Genomic DNA, 19609 nt, shown 5'->3' with positions numbered 1-19609 from the left:
ATTAGCACAGCTAGCCTGTACGGGTGCAAGACCCGATCGAGCCACCGGCCGGCGACGACGACCTGGCGTCCGACCAGGCCGTCGAGTCCACTGTGGACTGGTCCGCCCTGCCCGAGCCGCTGCGCGCGCGGCTCGCCGAGTTGAGCGCGGACGCGTTGGGGGACTTGCCGAAGGTGGACGTCCCGCAGTCGCTGCGGGCGGTGGCGCGGTTCGCGCCGACCAAGCGGGCCCGGTTGGGTGCGCCCGCCCTCATCGGCGGGTTGAAGTCGTCGACGAACTTCCGGGCCGCCGTGGTCGAGTGGCTGCGGCGCAACCGGCCGGCGGTGCTGGAGGTGACCGCGCCCGACCCGGTGGCGGCGGGTGCGGCGGCGATCCTGCAGGGCGAGGAGGTCGCGTCCCACTTCATCGAGCTGGTCGGCAGGCGCGCGGCGGACGCGGCGCTGCGCTCCGAGCGCGACCTGGCCGTGCAGCGGGCGGAACGGCTCGAGGTCGAGCTGGAGCGGCTCAAGGCCGAGCGGGCCGAGGCGGGCGGCGCGGTGGACAAGATCCGCGAGGCGTCCGAAGCGGAGCTGGAACGGCTGCGCAAACGGTTGCGCGAGCAGGGCGTGCGGTTGCGCGAGGCCAAGGACCGGGCCGAGTCGGCGGCGGCCGAGGTGGAACGGGTGCGCGCCGAGGCCGAGGCCGCGTTGCGCCGGTTGACCGCCGAACGGGACCGCGAACGCGAGCGCGCCGAGCACGAGCGCGCCAAGGCGCAGCGGGCCGAGTCGGACGCCGAGGTGGCCCGCCAGTCCGCCAAGGAGGCGCGGCAGGCCGACGAGGTGCGGCTGGCCCTGCTGGTGGACACGCTGGACGGCGCGGTGAACGGCCTGCGCCGCGAGCTGGCCCTGGGTGGCGCGGGCCCCCGGCCGGCGGACCTGGTGCGCGGTGCGAGCGCGGCGCAGGGCGCGGTCGGCCGGGTGGAGGACCCGGCGGCGTTGGACCGGCTGCTGGCGCTGCCCGCCGTGCACTTGATCGTGGACGGCTACAACGTCACCAAGACCGGCTACCCGGAGCTGTCGCTGTCGGACCAGCGGGACCGGCTGGTGCACCAGTTGGCGGTGCTGGCGGCGCGCACCGGCGCGGAGGTGACGCTGGTGTTCGACGGCGCGGGCGTGGTGGCCGTGCCGACGTCCGCGCCGCGCGGGGTGCGGGTGCTGTTCAGCGATCCCGGCGTGCTGGCCGACGACGTGATCCGGGCGCTGGTGACCGCCGAGCCCGAGGGCCGTCCGGTGGTCGTGGTGACGTCCGACCGGGCGGTGGCCGATTCCGTCCGACGGCGGGGCGCGCACCCGGTGCCGTCCGCCGTGCTCCTGGCTCGTTTGGGGCGGGTGTGACGCAGATCGTGTTTTTAACACCACCGGGGGTTACACGACCAGGTCACAGCTAGGCCGATCGTGAAGAAAAGTGAACTATGAGTGATTTCCGTGCCCTGCTAGTGGACGCCGGGACTCACTTTTCGTAACCTAGCCGAGATCTCGCGGCGGGCAGTGGTCCATCCTGGGCCGCGACGCGGGTTCACCGCCGAATCGGCCTGTCGGGGAGCCGAGCCGGAATCTCTCACCAGAGGTGTGTCGGGTCGCGTCACGCGCCCGACCGGCCAGGCGGGTTCAGACGAAGGAGACACACGCGACTGTGGCGTCGCAACGACTCAAGCGCGGCCTGCGCGGGGCGATGGCGGCCACGGCGGTGGCCGCTGCCGCGGTGGGCGTCATGCCCGTACCCGCCGGAGCTCAGCCGAACACCCCCGCGAACGCCTCCGAGGCGCTGAAGAAGTACAACGAGCTCGCCGAGCAGGCGACCAAGCTCAACGAAGAGCTCCTGCGCGCCGAAGAGCAGCGCAACGCCAACCAGGCCGAACTGGACAAGGCCAACGCCGACCTGGCGCAGGCGACCCAGGCGGGCGACCAGGCCAAGGCGGACGAGGAGACCTTCCGGGTCCAGGTCGACAAGCTGACCGAGGCGTCGTTCGAGGGCGCGCGGTTCAACCAGCTGTCGGCGCTGCTGGTGTCGGACTCCCAGCAGGACTTCCTGAACCGCATGTCCGCGCTCGGCGTGCTCGCGTCGGACAACAACGAGTCCCTCGAACGGCTCTCCGGCGCGGTCGACGCCGCCGAGGACGCCCGGCAGAAGGCGGCGGACGCCCAGAGCCGCGCCCAGGCCGCCACCGACGAGGCGAACCGGATCGCCGACGACATCAAGAAGCGGCAGACCGAGCTCCAGGGCCAGATCACCGAGGTCAAGGACCAGCTCAACCGGCTGACCGCCGCCGAGCGCACCACGCTGACCAGCACCGGCCCGAAGGTCACCGCCACCAACGTGCCCGCGGGTGCGGCGGGTGTCGCGTTGCAGTTCGCGCTGGAGCAGCAGGGCGACATGTACCTGTACGGCGCGACCGGCCCGGACCGCTGGGACTGCTCCGGCCTGACGTCGAAGGCCTACGCCTACGCGGGCGTGACGATCCCGCGCACCTCCGGCGGCCAGGCGGGTGCCGGGCGGCCGGTGAGCCGCGGCGAGGTCACGGCGGGCGACCTGATCATCTACAACGGCGGCAACCACGTGGCCATGGCGGTGGACAACGCGCGGGTCGTGCACGCGTCCACCGACGGCGTCCCGGTCAAGGTCGTGCCGCTGGAGAGCCCCGGCAGCATCTACGCGATGCGCCGCATCGCGGGCTGACAACCTTCATCCGGCAGGGCCATCCTTGACACAGGGGTGGCCCTGCCGATGACTTTGGAGGCCCGTGAGCCGCATCAGGGTCGTGCTGGCCGTGGTGGTGGCCGTGACGTTCCTCGCCGGACTGGTCACGGCCGTCGTCCCGGCGACCCCGCCCGCCGCCTCGGCCGCCACCTCCCGGCCCGACGCCGTCCGGGCGCTGCTCGACCGGCGCGCGCGGGCGGTGCTGGAGCGCGACGAGGCCGCGTTCGCCGCCGACCTCGACCCGCGGGCCGACGCCGGGTTCCGGCAACGGCAGCTCGACCTGTTCCGCAACCTCGCCGGCGTGCCGCTGGCCGAGTGGGAGTACCGGCTCGACGGTGCCGCCGACGCCCCGACCGGGCTGGAGCTGCCCGCCGCGGACGAGGTGTGGGCACCGGACGTGCGGCTGTCGTACCGGCTCGGCGGCGTGGACGTGGAGCCGAGCAGCCAGGTCATGGCCTACCTGTTCACCCGGCACGACGGCCGCTGGTACCTCAACTCCGACACGGCGCTGGAGCCGCTGGGCAAGCGCACGTGGCGCGGGCCGTGGGACTTCGGGCCGTGCCAGGTGCGCGCCGGCACCGGCGGGTTCGTGCTCAGCCACCCCGGCGGCGAGGCGTTGGCGTCACGGGCGCTCGCCGAGTTGGACGGCGCCGTGACGGCGGTGACCGAGGTGTGGGGCCAGGCGTGGGCGCGCCAGGTGGCCGTGCTGGTCCCCGCGAGCCCGGACGAGATGGTCGCGCTGGTCGGGCCCGGGTTCGCCACGGGCGCTATCGCGGGCGTCGCGGTGGCCGACCGGGTCGACCCCGACACGCGCACGGCACGCGGCCAGCGGGTGGTGCTCAACCCGGACAGCGCGGGCGCGTTGTCCCCGCTGGCGTTGCGGGTGCTGCTGCGGCACGAGATCACCCACGTCGCCACGCGCGGCGACACCGTGGACGGCGCGCCGATGTGGGTGCTGGAGGGGTTCGCGGACTACGTGGGCTACCGGCGCAGCGACGTGCCGCCGGAGAAGGCCGCGCCGCACCTGGCCGCGCGGGTGCGGCGGGCGTTGCCGACCGCGCTGCCTTCGGACGCCGACTTCCGCGGTGACGCGATGGAGCTGGCCTACCAGCAGGCGTGGTCGGTGAACCTGTACCTGGCGTCGACGCTGGGCGAGCCGGGGCTGGTGGCGCTGCACCGGCGGCTGGCGCGGGTACGGGCGTCCGAAGTGGACGGCGTGCTGCTGGAGGCCACCGGCGGGGACACCGCGGCGCTGGTGCGCGGGTGGCAGGACTTCCTGCGGCGCACGTTCCCGTAACGTGGTCGCGTGCGTCGGACCTTGCTGGTGACCAATGACTTCCCGCCACGGCCCGGCGGAATCCAGTCCTACCTGCACGCGTTGGCCGTGCGGCTGCCCGAGCTGGTGGTGTACGCGCCGTCGTGGCGGGCGTCGTCCGGCTCGCACCCCGAGTTCGACGCCGTGCAGCCGTTCGAGGTGGTGCGGCATCCCGGGACGTTGATGCTGCCCACGCCGGACGTCGTGCGGCGGGCGTCGGACATCCTGCGTGGAGCGCGCTGTGACGCCGTGTGGTTCGGGGCGGCGGCGCCGTTGGCGTTGATGACGTCACGGCTGCGTGCCGCCGGGGCGTCCCGCGTGGTGGCGTCGACGCACGGGCACGAGGTCGGGTGGTCGATGCTGCCGGGCGCGCGGCAGGCGCTGCGGCGCATCGGGTCGGACGTGGACGTGGTGACGTTCGTGAGCCGGTACACGCGGTCGCGGTTCGCGGCGGCGTTCGGGCCCATGGCGGCGTTGGAGCACCTGCCGTCCGGGGTCGACACGTCGGTGTTCGCGCCCGACGCGGCCGCGCGGTCCGAGCTGCGGGCCCGGTACGGGTTGGGCGACCGGCCGGTGGTGGTGTGCGTGTCGCGGCTCGTGCCGCGCAAGGGGCAGGACGTGCTGGTGCGGGCGTTGCCGGAGATCCGGCGGCAGGTGCCGGGTGCGGCGTTGCTGCTGGTGGGCGGTGGTCCCCACCGGGGTGCGCTGGAGCGGTTGGCGGCGTCGGTCGGCGTGTCGGAGCACGTGGTGCTGACCGGGTCCGTGCCGTGGGAGGAGCTGCCCGCGCACTACAACGCCGGTGACGTGTTCGCCATGCCGTGCCGGACGCGCGGTCGCGGGCTGGACGTCGAGGGGCTGGGGATCGTGTACCTGGAGGCGTCGGCGACCGGGCTGCCTGTCGTGGCGGGGCGTTCGGGCGGCGCGCCGGAGACCGTGCGCGACGGCGTGACGGGGCGCGTGGTGGACGGGCGTGAGGTGGCGGAGGTGGCCGACGCCGTCGCCGCCCTGCTGGCCGACCCGGGTACGGCCGCGAAGATGGGTGCGGCGGGCCGTGAGTGGGTGACCGCGAACTGGCGCTGGGACGACCTGGCCGACCGCCTGGCCGCCTTGATCAACACCTGAGCGTTGAACTCACCGGTCCTGAACGTAGGACTCTCGCGACCTGAACGTAGGACTCTCGCGCGAGTCCTACGTTCGGAACGCGAGAGTCCTACGTTCGGGACACGTGAGTTCTACGTTCGGGCCGGGTCGTCGCCCAGGGCGAGGTCGACGGCGGCCAGTTCGGCGCGGGCGTGGCGTTCGGTGATGCGCAGGCCCAGGCGGGACGTCAGGTCCACCGCCTGGGCGGCCAGGGCCTTGGCCTCGGCGGTCTGGCCCAGCAGCCGGCGCACGCCCGCCAGACCGACCAGGGCACGGGCCTCGCCGGGCAGGTAGCCGATCCGCCGGGCCTTGGACAACGCCTGCTGGAACTGCTCGTCGGCCGTGCGCGGCGAACCGAGGCCGCAGTTGGCCGAGGCCATCACGACCAGCACGTTCGTCGTGATCCGCTGATCGCCGTCCTCCCTCAACTCCGCCAACGCCCGATCGGCCAGCCGCAGTGCCTCGGCGTGCTCACCCAGGTCCAACCGCACCGACGCGGTGCTCTCCAGCACCCGTGCCGCGGCCTCGCGGAACCCCGCCTCCGTCGCCAGGCGCAACGCCTCGGACAGGTGCGTGAGCGCGCGCTGCGGCTCACCCATGAGCTGCGACGCCACGCCCAGGAGCGTCAACGCGGTGATCTCGCTGCCCCGCAACCCGTGCTCCACGCTGATGACCAGCGCCTCGCCCAGCAGGTCCACCGCCTCGGCCAGCTCACCGGTCTCGATCGCCAGCACGCCCAACCCGGTCAGCACGCCCGTCTCACCCGAGCGCGGCCCGCCGGACTCGCGCTTCAACGCCAGGCACGTCTCCAGGTCGTCACGCGCCGACCCGAGGTCGCCCGCCTCCAGCCGCACCACGCCGAGGTTGCCGCGCACCTCCGCCTCCGACGCCAGGTCGCCGCGCATCCGGTGCAGCTCGACCGCACGCGTGTAGTGCGCCACGGACGTGTCGAAGTCGCCCAGCCGCCAGTGCAACGTGCCCAGGTTCTGGTGCATCGCCGCCTCACCGGCCACGTCACGCTGCTCGTGCGCGGCGTCCAGCCCGTACTGCGCGGTCGACAGCCACTCGGTGACGTGCTTGCCGATCCACAGGTAGCCGCGCAGCCCGTCGGCCAGCCGCCACGACATCGCGGCCGGACCCCGCTCGGCCGCCGACCGGATCGCCGCGGTCAGGTTCGCCCGTTCCGCGTCCAGCCACGCCCGCGCCTGCGCCGCCGTCTCCAGCCGCGGCAGCCGCACCGCCCGGCCCGCGGGCGTCGGCAACCGCATCAGGTCCGGGTACAGCAGCTCGGCGCACTGGTCCACGGCCCGCACGTAGAACTCCAGCAGCCGCACCCGCGCCGCCGCCACGTCCTCGTGCCCGGCCTCCGCCCTCTCGGCGGCGTACCGCGCCAGCTCGTCGTGGAACGCGTACCGGCCGCCGTCGGCGCTCACCAGCCGTGCCGCGGTGAGCTGCCCGAGCAGCGCGGCGGCCTCCGGCACGGTCAGCTCGGCCGCGTTCGCCGCCGCCTCGGTGCTGAAGTCCGGCCCCGGCACCACGCTGAGCAGCGCGAACAGCCGCCGTGCGCCCGGCGTGAGGGCGGCGTGCGCCAGGTCGAGCGGATGGCGGTCGCCCAGCTTCTCCAGGTACCGCGTCACCGAGCCGCCCGCCACCGACGCCGACGCGATGCGCAGCGTCAACGGCAGGTGCCCGCACCGCCGCGCCAGCTCCCGCGCCGCCTCGCCGGACGTGCGCAGCAGGGCCAGCGACTCGTGCGGCTCGAACACGTCGAGCCCGACCCGCCGGGCGCCGTCCACGGCGATCAGCCCGCGCAGGTCGTCCCGGCTGGTCACCAGCACCGGGCAGCTCGCCGCGCCGGGCAGCAGCGGGCGCACCTGGTCCGGCGCGGCGGCGTTGTCCAGCACCAGCAGCATCCGCCGCCCGGTCAGCAGGGACCGGAACAGGGTGCTCTGCTCGTCGGAGTCCACCGGGATCTGCTCCGGCGGCACGCCCAGCGCCCGCAGGAACCGGGTCAGCACCTCCACCACCGGGGTGGCCGGGCCGGGCGCGTACCCGCGCAGGTCCACGTACAGCCGACCGTCCGGGAACCGGTCGCGCAGCCGGTGCGCCACGTGCACCGCCAACGCCGTCTTGCCCACCCCGGACACGCCGGTCAGCGCCACGATCGGCACCGCCGTGCGCGGCCCGTCCGGTGCGATCAGCCGGGAGATCCGGTCCACCAGCTCGGCCCGCCCCACGAACCCCGGCACGTCCGGCGGCAACTGGTCCGGCACGTCCGGGTCGGCCCGCTCGGTCGGCGCGGCCAGGCTCGGGTCGCCGACCAGGATCGCCTGGTGCAGCTCGCGCAGCGCGGGGCCCGGCTCGATGCCGAGCTGCTCGCCCAGCAGCCGGTCGACCACCCGGAACGCCTCCAGCGCCTCCGCCTGCCTGCTGCCCCGGTACAGCGCCACCATCAGCTGCGCCCAGAACCGCTCCCGCAACGGGTGGTCCGTGGTCAACGACCGCAGCACCGGCACCAGCCGCTCGTGGTTGCCCAGCGCCAGCTCGACGTCGTTGCGCTCCTCGTGCACGACCAGCAGCCGTTCGGCCAGCCGCGGCACCTCGTCGTCGCGCAACACCGCCGACGGCACGTCCGACAGCGCCGGCCCCCGCCACAGCGCCACCGCCTCGGCGTACAGCTCGGCGGCATCGGCCAGGTGCCCGGACTGCGCCGCCTGCCGCGCCAGGCCCGCCGTGGTGGTGAACCGGTGCACGTCCACCTGCTCCGGCGGCACCACCAACCGGTAGCCGTCCGAAGTGGTCCGGATCAGCGACGGGTCGCCCAGCAGCTGCCGCAGCCGCATGACGTAGGTCTGCAACGTGCCGCGCGTGCGCGCGGGCGGGTCGCCGCCCCACAGGAAGGACACCAGCTCGCCAATTGAGACGACCCGGCCGGCGCGCAGCGACAGGGCGGCCAGCAACGCCCGGTGCTTGCCCGCCCGAACGGGCACCGGTCGACCCTGTATGCGCACTTCAAGCGGGCCGAGAAGACCGAACCACGGCCCAGCGCCCATCCGTTTGCGTCCCCTCGTTCCGCCTCGCCGCGGCACAGCCTAAAGCGGCCGCTGACGGCACGAGTCATCGTCGCGTCAGCGATACGACAGCGCGCTCCGGCACTCTATGGAAGTCCCGGTTGGGGGACCGGGACAACAGAACTTCTCGGGTCCGCGTCAGCGGATACGCGATCACTGGGGGTCGAGTGGCCCGCACTTCGGTGCGGGCCACTCGTCTGTGTCGGGTCGCGCCGCCTCAGCCCGCGTAGATCGCCTCGATGTCCTGCTTGTAGGTGCTCGCCACGACCGCGCGGCGCAGCTTCAGGCTCGGGGTCATCTCGCCGCCCGCCTCGGTGAAGTCCACCGGCAGGATGCGGAACTTCTTGATCGCCTCCGCCTTGGACACCGCCTGGTTGGCCTCGTCGACGGCCGACTGGATCTCGGCGCGCAGCGTCTCGTCGTCCACCAGCTCGGCCACGGTCGCCGACGCGGGCTTGCCGTTCTGCTCCTTCCACGCCGGGAAGAACTCGGGGTCGATCGTGATCAGCGCGCCGATGAACGGCTGCGCGTCGCCCACGACCATGCACTGGCTGATCAGCGGGTGGGCGCGCAGGCGGTCCTCCAGCACGGCCGGCGAGACGTTCTTGCCGCCGGCGGTGACGATGATCTCCTTCTTGCGGCCGGTGATCCGGAGGAAGCCGTCGTCGTCCAGCTCGCCGATGTCGCCGGAGTGGAACCAGCCGTCCTCCAGCGCCTCCGCGGTGGCCTGCTCGTTGTTCCAGTAGCTGCGGAACACGATGTCGCCCTTGATCAGGATCTCGCCGTCCTCGGCGATGCGGACCGAGGTGCCGATCACCGGACGGCCCACCGTGCCCACCCGGAACGCCGCCGCCGTGTTCACGCACGCCGCCGCGCTCGTCTCGGTCAGGCCGTAACCCTCCAGCACCGGCACGCCGATGCCGCGGAAGAAGTGCGCCAGCCGCTCGCCGAGGGGCGCGCCGCCGGACACCGCGTTGGTGCACCGGCCGCCCAGCGCCGCCTGGAGCTTGCTGTAGACGAGCTTGGCGAACAGCGCGTGCTTGAGCTTGAGGCCCAGCCCCGGGCCGCCCGCGTCCAGCGCCTGGCTGTAGGCCACCGCGGTCGCCTCGGCGGCGTCGAAGATCTTGCCCTTGCCCGCCGCGTGCGCCTTCTGCTTCGCGCCGTTGTAGACCTTCTCGAACACGCGCGGCACGGCCACCACGAACGTGGGCCGGAACGACTGCAGGTCCGCGACCAGGTTCTTCACGTCGGCCGTGTGGCCCATCGTGACGCGGGTGTACACACCGCACACCGCCAGGGCGCGGGCCAGGATGTGCGCCAGCGGCAGGAACACCAGCAGCGAGTTGCCCGCCTGCATGAGCTGCGGGAACGCGGTGATGCCGCCGCGTACCTCGGACAGCAGGTTGCGGTGGGTCAGCTCGCAGCCCTTCGGCCTGCCGGTGGTGCCGGAGGTGTAGACGATGGTCGCGGTGTCGTCCGCGCCGACCACCTTGCGCCGGGCGCGCGCGTCGTCGTCGGACACCGACGCGCCCAGCGCGGTCAGCTCGTCGATCGCGCCCGCCGCGTCACCGGACGGCCCGTCGATCTGCCACACGTGCCGCACCTCGGGCAGGCCCGCCACCACGGAGTCGACCGTGGCGCGGTGCTCGGAGGTCTCCACGAACACGGCCTTGGCCGAGGAGTCGGACAGGATCCACTCGACCTGCTCGGCCGAGGACGTCTCGTAGATCGGGACCACGACCCCGCCCGCGTGCCAGATGGCGAAGTCGAGGAGGGTCCACTCGTAGCGGGTCTTGGACATCAGGCCGACGCGCTCGCCTGGCTGCAACCCGGCCGCGACCAGGCCCTTGGCGACCGCGAGGACCTGCGCGGCGAAGTCGCGGGCGGTGACGTCCACCCACGTCCCGTCGACGCGGCGGCGGAAGCTGACGGCGTTGCCGAAGCGCTCCGCGTTCGCCCACACCATGTCGGTGAGGTTCTCCTCGGCAGCCACAGTGGCGGTGGCGGGGACGCTGAACTCGCGCACGTCGACCTCCGGACGTTGTTTGTTACCGGTGGGGAAACCTAGCCTGTGATTCCGGCGATACACCAGGCCGGCCCCTGTTTCCGTAACCGTGTCGTGGCACTCTTCCGATCCGTGCCCAGTGTCGACGTGGTGGACGAGACCTTCCTCGCAGTGCCCCCGGCGGTCCTCGCCGACGCCTTCGCGCCGCCCGCCGCGTGGGCCCGGTTCTGGCCCGACCTGTCCCTCGAGGTGTACGCCGATCGGGGCACTGAGGGGTTGCGCTGGACGGTCGGCGGCGCGTTGGTCGGAACGATGGAGGTGTGGCTGGAGCCGGTCCTGGACGGCACCGTGCTGCACTACTTCCTGCGTGCCGACTTGCCGGGCGATGCCTCCGACAAGCGGATACGCCGTGAGGTGCGCCGCCGCCAGTTGGCCGCCAAGCAGGTGTCGCTCGGCCTCAAACTGCTCCTGGAGGACGGCAGGCCGCCCGGGGTGCCGCCCGCGCTGCCGTAGATTTGGGTCTTGTGCGCGTTCACGTCGTCTCGGATGTCCACGGCAACGCGGAGGCCCTCGCCCGCGCCGGTGACGGCGCCGACGCGCTGGTCGTGCTCGGTGACCTGGTCGACTTCGTCGACTACTACGACCACGGCAAGGGCATCCTGGGCCGGGTGTTCGGCGCGGAGAAGGTCGAGGTGTTCGCCCGGCTGCGGCGCGGCCGGTTCGGCGCGGAGACGGTCCGCTACATGCGGTCGCTGTGGGACAGCCTGGACAACGCCGCCGACGTCGTCCAAGAGGCGATCATGGAGCAGTACGCCGCCATGTTCGCGGTGATGAGCGCGCCGACCTACGCCACCCCCGGCAACGTCGACAGCCCCGAGCTGTGGCCGCTGTTCGCCCGCGACGGCGTGCACGTGCTGGACGGCCAGGTGGCCGAGATCGGCGGGCTGCGGTTCGGGTTCGCGGGCGGCGCGCTGCTGCACCCCGGCTTCGTGCCCAACCGGCGCGGCCCGTGGCGGCCCTACCTGCGCACGGAGGAGGAGTTCGGCGCGGCGCTGGCCGGGCTGGGCGAGGTCGACGTGCTGTGCACCCACGTGCCGCCCGCGGTGGCCGAGCTGACCTACGACGTGGTGGCCCGCCGTCCCGAGCTGGGCTCGACGTCGTTGCTGAAGGTGATCGAGCGCGACCGACCCCGGTGGTCGGTGTTCGGGCACGTGCACCAGCCGATGGCGCGCCGGGTGCGGGTGGGCTGGACCGAGTGCGTCAACGTCGGCCACTTCCAGCGCACCGGCACGCCCCACGTGCTGCGCTGGTGAGCCGAACCACCGGGTAGCCTGCCCGACATGGCCGACGAGTCCACCCAGTCCATCGTCATCGACGCGACGCCCGAGGAGATCGCGGCGGTCATCGCCGATTTCGACGCCTACCCCGAGTGGGCCAACGGGATCAAGCGCACCGAGGTGCTGGAGACCGGGGCGGACGGGCGCGCGGCGCAGGTCAGGTTCAACATCGACCAGGGCCCGATCAAGGACGAGTACGTGCTCGCCTACGACGAGTGGTCGCCGGACCGCATCTCGTGGCACCTGGTCAAGGGCCAGATGCAGAAGTCGCAGGAGGGCAGCTACCGGCTGACCCCCAAGGACGGCTCGACCGAGGTGACCTACACGCTGTCGGTGCAACTGGTCGTCCCCATGATCGGCCTGTTCCGCCGCAAGGCCGAGAAGATGATCATGGACACCGCGCTCAAGGAGCTCAAGCGCCGGGTGGAAAACGCTGGATGAGCGCCCGCCTGCTGCTCTTCACCGGTAAGGGCGGGGTCGGCAAGACGACCTTGGCCGCCGCCACCGCCACCGCGCTCGCCGCGGGAGGGCGCAAGGCGCTGGTCGTGTCCACCGACCCGGCCCACTCGCTCGGCGACGCGCTGGGCGTGCCGCTGTCCGGGCACGTCGGCGAGGTCGAAGGGGGCCTGCACGCGGCCCAGATCGACCCCCGCGCGCTCGTCGACCACGCGTGGCGCGACCTGCGCGGACACCTGCGGACCGTGCTCGCGGGCGCGGGCGTGGACGAGCTGGACGCCGAGGAGCTGACCGTGCTGCCCGGCATCGAGGAGCTGCTCGCGCTGTCGGAGGTGCAGCGGCTGGCCGGCAGCGGGCCGTGGGACGTGGTGGTCGTCGACTGCGGTCCGACCGCCGAGACGTTGCGGCTGCTGGCGCTGCCCGAGGCGTTCGCCTCCTACCTGGAACGGCTGTTCCCCACCCACCGCCGGGTGGTGCGCGGGCTGCTGGCCGGCGTCGCGGGCAGCGGCGCGGTCGAGAAGTGGGACGCCACCGCCGACGCGCTCGGCCGGCTGGCGGAGGACCTGGAGCACCTGCGCGGCCTGCTGACCTCGCCCACGACCACCGTGCGGCTGGTGCTGACCCCCGAACGAGTGGTCGCGGCGGAGACCCGGCGGACCGTGACGGCGCTCGCGTTGCAGGGCATCCGGGTCGACGGCGTGGTGGCCAACCGGGTCGTGCCGGACCCCGGCGCGGACCGAGGCCCGGCCGCCGACTGGCTGCGCACCCGCCGTGCCGAGCAGGACGCGGTGCTCGCCGAGCTGGCCGACCTGGGGTCGGTGTCCACCGTGGCGCACCGGGCCGCCGAACCGGTCGGCCCGGCCGCGTTGCTGGACCTCGCCGAAGGTCTCTACCAGGGCCGCGACCCGCTGGACGGCGTCGCCGCCGACGAACCGCTGCTGTCGGTCGAGCGGACCGGCGAGCAGGAGTACGCGTTGCGCATCGCGCTGCCGATCGGCGACTCGTCGCTCGACCTGGCGCGGGTGGGCGACGACCTGGCCGTCACCGTGGACGGCAGGCGCCGGTTGATCGCGCTGCCGTCGCTGCTCAGGCGCTGCCTGGTGACCGGCGCGGAGCTGGACGACACCGGGTTGGCGGTGCGGTTCGCACCCGACCCCGATCTGTGGATGCGGTGAGGCCCGTGGACTCCAAGCTCGCCGAAGAGCTGCGCCTGCTGCTCGACGCCGCCGCCGAGCGCGCGCAGCCGTGGCTGCACCGGGTGGCCGCCGCCGAGGGCGACCACGACACCAGGACGTGCGGCTGGTGCCCGTTGTGCAACGCGGTGGCGCTGGCCCGCGGCGACCGGTCCGAGCTGGCCGCCAAGGCGGCCGAGCACGTGGCCGGGCTGATCGCGGTGCTGCGGGCGGCGCTGGCCGAGCCCGCGTCGCCGCCCGCCCCGGCGGAGGAGTCGCCGAGGCCGGACAAGCCGCGCGTCCAGCACATCCCGGTGGTGCGGCGCGACCAGGGGTCGCAGTGCTGACTGTCGGCGTCGACGTCGGCGGGACCAGCGTGCGCGCGGGCGTGGTCGACGGCGACGGCGCGGTGCTCGACACGGCGCGTGCGGCCACGCCCAGCGGTGAAGAGGCGCTGGAGGAGGCGATCGGCTCGGCCGTCGCGGAGCTCGCGTCCCGGCACCGGATCGCGGGCGTCGGCCTGGCCGTGGCCGGGTTCGTGGCCTCCGACCTGCGCACCGTGCGGTTCGCGCCGCACCTGGCGTGGCGGCAGGCACCCGTGGCGGAGCGGATCTCGCAGCGCGTCGGCATGCCCGTGGTGCTGGAGCACGACGCGAACGCCGCCGCGCTGGCCGAGCACCGGTTCGGCGCGGCGCGCGGGGCGAAGATCGCGGCGCTGGTCGCCATCGGCACCGGGATCGGCGGCGCGCTGCTGCTGGACGGGCAGGTGTTCCGCGGCGCGCACGGCGTGGCGCCCGAGCTCGGTCACCTGCGGCTCGTGCCCGACGGGCGGCCGTGCCCGTGCGGCAAGAACGGCTGCTGGGAGCGGTACTGCAGCGGCACGGCGCTGAGCACGACGGCGGTCGAGCTGCTGGCCCGCCACCCCGGCCAGTCGACCGTGCTGGCGCGGGAGGCGATGGGCGACCCGCGTGCGGTCACCGGGCGTCGGGTGGCGGGCGCGGCGCGGGACGGCGACCCCTTGGCGCAACGCGCGATGGCCGACCTGGCGCGGTGGCTGGGTGACGGGTTGGCGCTGGTCGCCGACGTGTACGACCCGGAGGTCGTGGTGATCGGCGGCGGGGTGTCGGAGTCCGCGCCGCTGTTCCTGGACGACGCGCGGGAGCGGTACGCGGCCGTGGTGACCGGCGCGGGGCACCGGCCGCTGGCCCGCATCCGGACCGCGCAGCTCGGTGACGACGCCGGGATTGTCGGGGTGGCCACGCTCGCCCGGGACGTGGCGGCGAGCACAGCCCGCAACGGCAGACCCCGTTGACCTCACCGTCCGCGTAGCATCGCGGGATGCGGACCGCCACCAGGGGACCGCGAGACCACCACGTCCGCGAGTCCCGCGTCGAACCCGTGGCGCGCCGATGAGGACCGGTGCGGCGTACGGGCACGTCGGGTACTTCCACGAGACCGCGTTCTACGGCAGCGACGACGACTACCGGTCGGTCGTCGTGCCGTTCGTGGACGAGGGCGTGGCGGCGTGCGAGCCGGTGGTGGTGGCGTGCCGTGACGCGAACGAGCGGCTGATCCGCGACGCGGTGGCCGATCCGTCCGGCGTCGTGTTCCTGCCCGGCGGCGACCAGTACGACCGGCCGACCGAGGCGATCCTGGGCTACCGGAAGCTGTTCGCCGAGTACGCGGGCGCGGCGCAGATCCGGGTGGTGGGCGACGTGCCGCACCCCGGCGTCGGGGCGGCGTGGGACTGGTGGGCGCGGTACGAGGCGGCGGTGAACGAGGTGTTCGACGAGTACCCGCTGTGGGGTCTGTGCCCGTACGACCTGCGGACCACGCCGGCGCGGGTGCTGGCGGACGTGGTGCGGACGCACCCGTGGACGGCCGGGACGGACGGGTCTCACCTGCCGAACGCGCGGTACCGGTCGTCGTGGGCGTTGCCGTCCTCCGGGCCGACGGCGTACGAGGCGGGGCGGCCGGTGGTGGAGCTGACCGACCCGACCCCGGCGCAGGCCCGGCGCGCGGTGACGGCGGCGTGCGGCGGGGCGCGGTTGGGGCGCGACGAGGTGGACGACATCGTGTACGCGGCGAGCGAGGCCGTGACCAACGCCCACTCGCACGGCCGGCCGCCCGTGCGGCTGCGGGCGTGGACGGGGCCGGCGCACGTGCTGGTGGCCGTGACGGATCGGGGCGAGGGGCCGACGTCACCGCTGGCGGGCCTGGTCCCGACCGACCGCACCGCGACCGCCGGCGTGGGCCTGTGGCTGACGCACCGGACGTGCCGCGACGTGACCATGAGCCGTGACGCCGAGGGCTACACGATCCGCCTCCTGACCACCGCCTGACCCGAGAGTCCTACCTCCACCCCGCGTGAGTCCTACGTTCGCGTCACGCGTGTCCTACGTTCAGAACCCCCGAGTTGAACGCTCAGAACAAGATCGACTGTTCTGAGCGTTCAACTCGGGGTGCGCGAACGTAGGACTCTCGCGTTCTGAACGTAGGACTCTCGCGTTCTGGAGGTAGGACTCGCGCGAGGGGTTAGAGGACGGCGCCGTCGTCCCAGCCCGAGTCCGGGGGTGGGGTGTTGCGCATGCGCAGGATCAGCCAGCCCGCGCCCGAGCACATCACGATCAGGGCCAGCGGGGTGCCGATCGCGCCGGTCAGGCCGAACAGGCCCGGGAACAGCAGCAGCACCACGCCCAGCAGGATCAGCAGCAGGGCCGCGATCGTGCCCGGCCGCAACGCGGGCAGCGGCGGCGGGTCCGGCGGCACGTAGTGGTCGTTCGGGTCGTCCGAGTCCGAGTCCGGGTACGCGTCGGGGTCGTCGTCCGCCGTGGCCACGGCGGGCTGGCCCTCCGGCCGCACGGGGCGGGACGGCTCGGCCTCGTCGCCCTCGTCCGGTTCGACCTCGTCGAGGAAGGCCTGCTTGCCCACGCCTTCGCGTTCCAGACCCGCCACGATCTCGGCGAAGGTCGCGTCGACGTCCTCCGGGCCGTCGGTCGAGTCGCGTCGGGAGTTCATCGGCGTGCTCCAGCCCTCCGGGTCGTGAAGGCCAATCCTCTGCCAGTGTCCATCGTCCCACGAGCCCGTTGTGTTGCGGATTACGGCAGCCGGTGGACCTTGGGACCGTACCGCTTCACCGCGCGGGTTCGTTGTGCCTTTCGCGGTCGGCTCCGTAGGCTGGCGTCGGGGATCAAGCACGTCGAGGAGGCGCTCCCAGCGGTGCTCTACTGGTTGATGAAACACATCTTTCTCGGGCCGCTCCTGAAGCTGTTCTTCCGACCCCGGATCATCGAGGGCGCGGAGAACATCCCCAAGGAGGGTGGCGCGATCCTGGCGAGCAACCACCTCGCGGTCTCCGACTCGTTCTTCCTGCCGCTGAAGCTGTCACGCCGGGTCACCTTCCCGGCCAAGATCGAGTACTTCACCGGCAGGGGCCTCAAGGGCAAGCTCCAGCGCTGGTTCTTCTACGGCGTCGGCCAGGTGCCGATCGACCGGTCCAGCGCGTCGGCCGCCCAGGGCGCGCTCGACACCGGCGTGCGGATCGTGCGCGAGGGCAAGCTGCTCGGCATCTACCCCGAGGGCACCCGCTCGCCCGACGGCCGCCTGTACAAGGGCAAGGTCGGCGTCGCGTGGATCGCGCTGGAGTCCGGCGCGCCGGTGATCCCGGTGGCGATGTTCGGCACCGACAAGGCCAACCCCATCGGCTCGAAGATGTGGAAGCCGTACCCGATCCGGATCAAGATCGGCAAGCCGCTGGACTTCTCCCGCTACGAGGGCCTGTCCGGCGACCGGTTCGTGCTGCGGTCGATCACCGACGAGATCATGTACGCCCTGATGGAGCTGTCCGGCCAGGAGTACGTCGACGTGTACGCGGCCAAGGCCAAGGAAGCGCCCAAGGGCGAGGAGAAGCAGGCGAAAGCCGTCGATCGGCTGCCCGAGGCGAAGGCGGGCTGATCGGCACCCCTAGGCTGGTGGGGTGCGGTTCTTCTACGACTGTGAGTTCATCGAGGACGGGGTCACGATCGACCTCGTCTCCATCGGGGTGGTCGACGAGGAAGGCCGCGAGTTCTACGCCGTGTCCACCGAGTTCGACCCCGCCAAGGCCGGTCCGTGGGTGCGCGCGAACGTGCTGAACCAGCTGCCGCCGCCCGCCGACCGGGCGTGGCGCAGCCGCGAGCGGATCCGCGCCGACCTGCTCGACTTCCTCGGCGGGCCCAAGGCCAACCGGGACGACATCGAGCTGTGGGCGTGGTTCGCCGCCTACGACCACGTGGCGCTGGCGCAGCTGTGGGGCCCGATGCCCGCGCTGCCGCGCTGCCTGCCCCGGTTCACCCGCGACCTGCGCCAACGCTGGGAGGACGTGGGCAAGCCGCGCCTGCCGCAGGCACCCGCCGACGCGCACGACGCGCTGGCCGACGCGCGGCACAACCTCGCCCGCTGGAAGGTGATCGAGAACGAGCGCCTGCGGAAGGGTTTCGCGGTCCGGTAGGTGGACCCTCGCTTGCTGCACCGATCCAGCACGTGTCAGGCTTGGGTGACCAACGCCACGAGAAGAGATTGGCTAAGCAAATGCGCATTGGTGTGCTCACCGGCGGTGGCGACTGCCCCGGCCTCAACGCGGTCATCCGCGGTGTGGTCCGCAAGGGCATCGAGGCACACGGCTGGGAGATCGTGGGCTTCCGGAACGGCTGGCAGGGTCCGATCGAGAACCTGACCAAGCCGATCGGGCTCGATGACGTCGAGGACATCCTCACCAGGGGCGGCACCATCCTCGGCTCGTCGCGCACCAACCCGTACAAGGTCGACGGCGGCGTCGACCGCATCCGCGAGACCCTCGCCGCGAACAAGGTCGACGCGTTGATCGCCATCGGCGGCGAGGACACCCTCGGTGTCGCCAAGCGGCTGACCGACGACGGCATCGGCGTCGTGGGCGTGCCGAAGACCATCGACAACGACCTGGGTGCGACCGACTACACGTTCGGCTTCGACACCGCCGTGCACATCGCCACCGAGGCGATCGACCGGCTGCGCACGACCGCCGAGTCGCACCACCGCGCGCTGGTCGTCGAGGTCATGGGCCGCCACGCGGGCTGGATCGCGCTGCACTCGGGCCTGGCCGGCGGCGCGAACGTGATCCTCGTGCCGGAGCGCAAGTTCAGCGTCGACAAGGTGGTCGAGTGGGTGGAGCGGCGCTTCGAGCGCCAGTTCGCCCCGATCATCGTGGTCGCCGAGGGCGCGATCCCCGAGGGCGGCGGCGAGGTGCTGCACTCCGGCGAGAAGGACGCGTTCGGCCACGTCCGGCTGGGCGGCGTCGGCACCTGGCTGGCCGAGGAGATCGCCGAGCGGACCGGCAAGGAGTCCCGCGCGGTCGTGCTGGGCCACGTCCAGCGCGGCGGCATCCCCACCGCCTACGACCGCGTGCTCGCCACCCGGTTCGGCCTGCACGCGGTGGACGCGGTCGCCGAGGGCGACTTCGGCGTCATGGTCGCGCTGCGCGGCACGGACATCGTCCGGGTCAAGCTGGCCGAGGCCACCGCGGAGCTGAAGACCGTCCCGCTGGAGCGCTACCAGGAGGCCGAGGTCTTCTTCGGCTGAGCCGGACCCGCACGACGAGCGCCCCCGGACCGCGGTCCGGGGGCGCTCCCGCGTTCGCGCGGCTACTTCTTGGCGTAGTCGTTCAGGCCGGTGAAGTCGACCATCACGCACGGCTCGTTGCCGACGACCCAGGCGTCGTGGCCCGGCTCCACCGTCATCGCCTCACCCGGTCCCGCCTCGCCTTCCGCGCCGTCGTCCATGACGACGTGCATCCGGCCGGACAGGATGTAGCCGGTGTGGGCGGCCTGGCAGGAGTCGGTGCCGGCGATGGGCTTGACGTCCTGCGACCACCGCCAGCCCGGCTCGAACTCCGCTCTGCCGACCGTCGTGTCACCGACGGTGACCAGGTCCACGTGGCCGTGCGGGAACTCCCGCACCTCGTCCGGCTCCGTGAAGCTCTTCGACGCCAGGACGGACATCGTCATCACCTCTCCTCGTGCCTCAGCCCTGCACCACCGGGTAGATCTCGTCCGCCACGAGCCCGTGCGCCTCGCGGTGCACCCGGTGCGCGGACTCCGCGTCGGGCGCGTCGACCAGGCAGAAGACCTTCCCGGCCTGCTCGTCGACCCAGTAGTTGAGGTACCGCACGCCGTACCGGTCCTGGGTGCGCAGGTCGGCGGCGTGCGCCTCGGCCACGTCGCCGGGACCGGCGCCCTCCGGCAGGTGGTTGTGCACGTCCATGAACAACATGGGTGACCTCCCGACTCGCAGTGGATCGGGACACGCTAGGCGGCGTGGCGTTCCCAAACCGTTCCCACGGCGGCATCGCCGGACCGGACGTA

General features: G+C 73.0%; 19 protein-coding genes. 14 read left to right on the top strand and 5 right to left on the bottom strand.

All coding sequences use genetic code 11. The features are described 5' to 3' along the window. Positions 1-23: 23 nt before the first annotated feature. From LZG04_RS23325 to LZG04_RS23310, 4 genes are all read left to right on the top strand, one after another. Complete coding sequence (locus LZG04_RS23325; protein WP_374202855.1) at positions 24-1373, top strand: NYN domain-containing protein; 1350 nt, start codon at positions 24-26, stop codon at positions 1371-1373. 298 nt (positions 1374-1671) lie between these two features. After that, the gene (locus tag LZG04_RS23320; protein WP_233820096.1) at positions 1672-2715 is read left to right on the top strand and encodes a C40 family peptidase; all 1044 of its coding nucleotides are present in this window, start codon (positions 1672-1674) and stop codon (positions 2713-2715) included. Between the two features lie 64 nt (positions 2716-2779). Further along, complete coding sequence (locus LZG04_RS23315) at positions 2780-4033, top strand: basic secretory family protein (RefSeq protein WP_233820094.1); 1254 nt, start codon at positions 2780-2782, stop codon at positions 4031-4033. A gap of 9 nt (positions 4034-4042) precedes the next feature. Next, positions 4043-5173, top strand: a complete 1131-nt coding sequence (locus LZG04_RS23310) for a glycosyltransferase family 4 protein (RefSeq protein ID WP_233820093.1) — start codon at positions 4043-4045, stop codon at positions 5171-5173. Between the two features lie 110 nt (positions 5174-5283). Here LZG04_RS23310 and LZG04_RS23305 read toward each other — a convergent pair whose 3' ends face one another. Next, positions 5284-8181, bottom strand: coding sequence for a BTAD domain-containing putative transcriptional regulator (locus LZG04_RS23305; protein WP_233820090.1), 2898 nt, complete (start codon positions 8179-8181; stop codon positions 5284-5286). A 298-nt stretch (positions 8182-8479) separates the two neighbouring features. Further along, positions 8480-10288, bottom strand: coding sequence for a long-chain fatty acid--CoA ligase (locus LZG04_RS23300; protein WP_233820087.1), 1809 nt, complete (start codon positions 10286-10288; stop codon positions 8480-8482). A gap of 111 nt (positions 10289-10399) precedes the next feature. Between LZG04_RS23300 and LZG04_RS23295 the strand changes: the two genes are divergently transcribed. The 7 genes from LZG04_RS23295 (at position 10400) to LZG04_RS23265 (ending at position 15574) form a co-directional block, all read left to right on the top strand. After that, a complete protein-coding gene (locus LZG04_RS23295) occupies positions 10400-10780 on the top strand; it encodes a polyketide cyclase / dehydrase and lipid transport (protein ID WP_233820086.1) in 381 nt (126 codons plus the stop codon). Between the two features lie 11 nt (positions 10781-10791). Beyond that, positions 10792-11580, top strand: coding sequence for a metallophosphoesterase (locus LZG04_RS23290; protein WP_233820085.1), 789 nt, complete (start codon positions 10792-10794; stop codon positions 11578-11580). A 27-nt stretch (positions 11581-11607) separates the two neighbouring features. Next, positions 11608-12045, top strand: a complete 438-nt coding sequence (locus tag LZG04_RS23285; protein WP_233820084.1) for an SRPBCC family protein — start codon at positions 11608-11610, stop codon at positions 12043-12045. Further along, positions 12042-13235, top strand: coding sequence for an ArsA family ATPase (locus LZG04_RS23280; protein ID WP_233820082.1), 1194 nt, complete (start codon positions 12042-12044; stop codon positions 13233-13235). The genes LZG04_RS23285 and LZG04_RS23280 overlap by 4 nt, the downstream gene beginning before the upstream one ends. A gap of 5 nt (positions 13236-13240) precedes the next feature. Next, a complete protein-coding gene (locus LZG04_RS23275; protein ID WP_233820080.1) occupies positions 13241-13579 on the top strand; it encodes a hypothetical protein in 339 nt (112 codons plus the stop codon). After that, positions 13573-14544 carry an ROK family protein gene (locus LZG04_RS23270; protein WP_233820078.1) on the top strand — a complete coding sequence of 324 codons (972 nt, stop codon included), beginning with the start codon at positions 13573-13575 and terminating at the stop codon, positions 14542-14544. The genes LZG04_RS23275 and LZG04_RS23270 overlap by 7 nt, the downstream gene beginning before the upstream one ends. Before the next feature lie 97 nt (positions 14545-14641). After that, the gene (locus LZG04_RS23265) at positions 14642-15574 is read left to right on the top strand and encodes a sensor histidine kinase (protein WP_233820076.1); all 933 of its coding nucleotides are present in this window, start codon (positions 14642-14644) and stop codon (positions 15572-15574) included. Positions 15575-15767: 193 nt separating this feature from the next. Here the strand turns inward: LZG04_RS23265 and LZG04_RS23260 are convergent, their stop codons facing one another. After that, a complete protein-coding gene (locus LZG04_RS23260) occupies positions 15768-16250 on the bottom strand; it encodes a hypothetical protein (protein WP_233820074.1) in 483 nt (160 codons plus the stop codon). A 201-nt stretch (positions 16251-16451) separates the two neighbouring features. On the opposite strand from LZG04_RS23260, the gene LZG04_RS23255 reads away from it, so the two are divergent. From LZG04_RS23255 to LZG04_RS23245, 3 genes are all read left to right on the top strand, one after another. Further along, on the top strand, positions 16452-17186 hold the full coding sequence (locus tag LZG04_RS23255; RefSeq protein ID WP_233820072.1) for a 1-acyl-sn-glycerol-3-phosphate acyltransferase: 735 nt from the start codon (positions 16452-16454) through the stop codon (positions 17184-17186). A 22-nt stretch (positions 17187-17208) separates the two neighbouring features. After that, a complete protein-coding gene (locus tag LZG04_RS23250) occupies positions 17209-17721 on the top strand; it encodes a polyadenylate-specific 3'-exoribonuclease AS (protein WP_233820070.1) in 513 nt (170 codons plus the stop codon). 80 nt (positions 17722-17801) lie between these two features. After that, positions 17802-18827 carry a 6-phosphofructokinase gene (locus LZG04_RS23245; protein WP_233820068.1) on the top strand — a complete coding sequence of 342 codons (1026 nt, stop codon included), beginning with the start codon at positions 17802-17804 and terminating at the stop codon, positions 18825-18827. Positions 18828-18889: 62 nt separating this feature from the next. Here the strand turns inward: LZG04_RS23245 and LZG04_RS23240 are convergent, their stop codons facing one another. Then, positions 18890-19252: a cupin domain-containing protein gene (locus LZG04_RS23240; RefSeq protein WP_233820067.1), complete on the bottom strand. Its 363-nt coding sequence runs from the start codon at positions 19250-19252 to the stop codon at positions 18890-18892. Positions 19253-19268: 16 nt separating this feature from the next. Continuing rightward, positions 19269-19517, bottom strand: a complete 249-nt coding sequence (locus tag LZG04_RS23235; RefSeq protein ID WP_233820066.1) for a DUF4242 domain-containing protein — start codon at positions 19515-19517, stop codon at positions 19269-19271. Between the last annotated feature and the right edge of the window lie 92 nt (positions 19518-19609).

This window comes from Saccharothrix sp. S26 (assembly GCF_021390395.1).
GTDB lineage: Bacteria > Actinomycetota > Actinomycetes > Mycobacteriales > Pseudonocardiaceae > Actinosynnema.
This window is presented reverse-complemented; position numbering and strand designations above follow the sequence as displayed.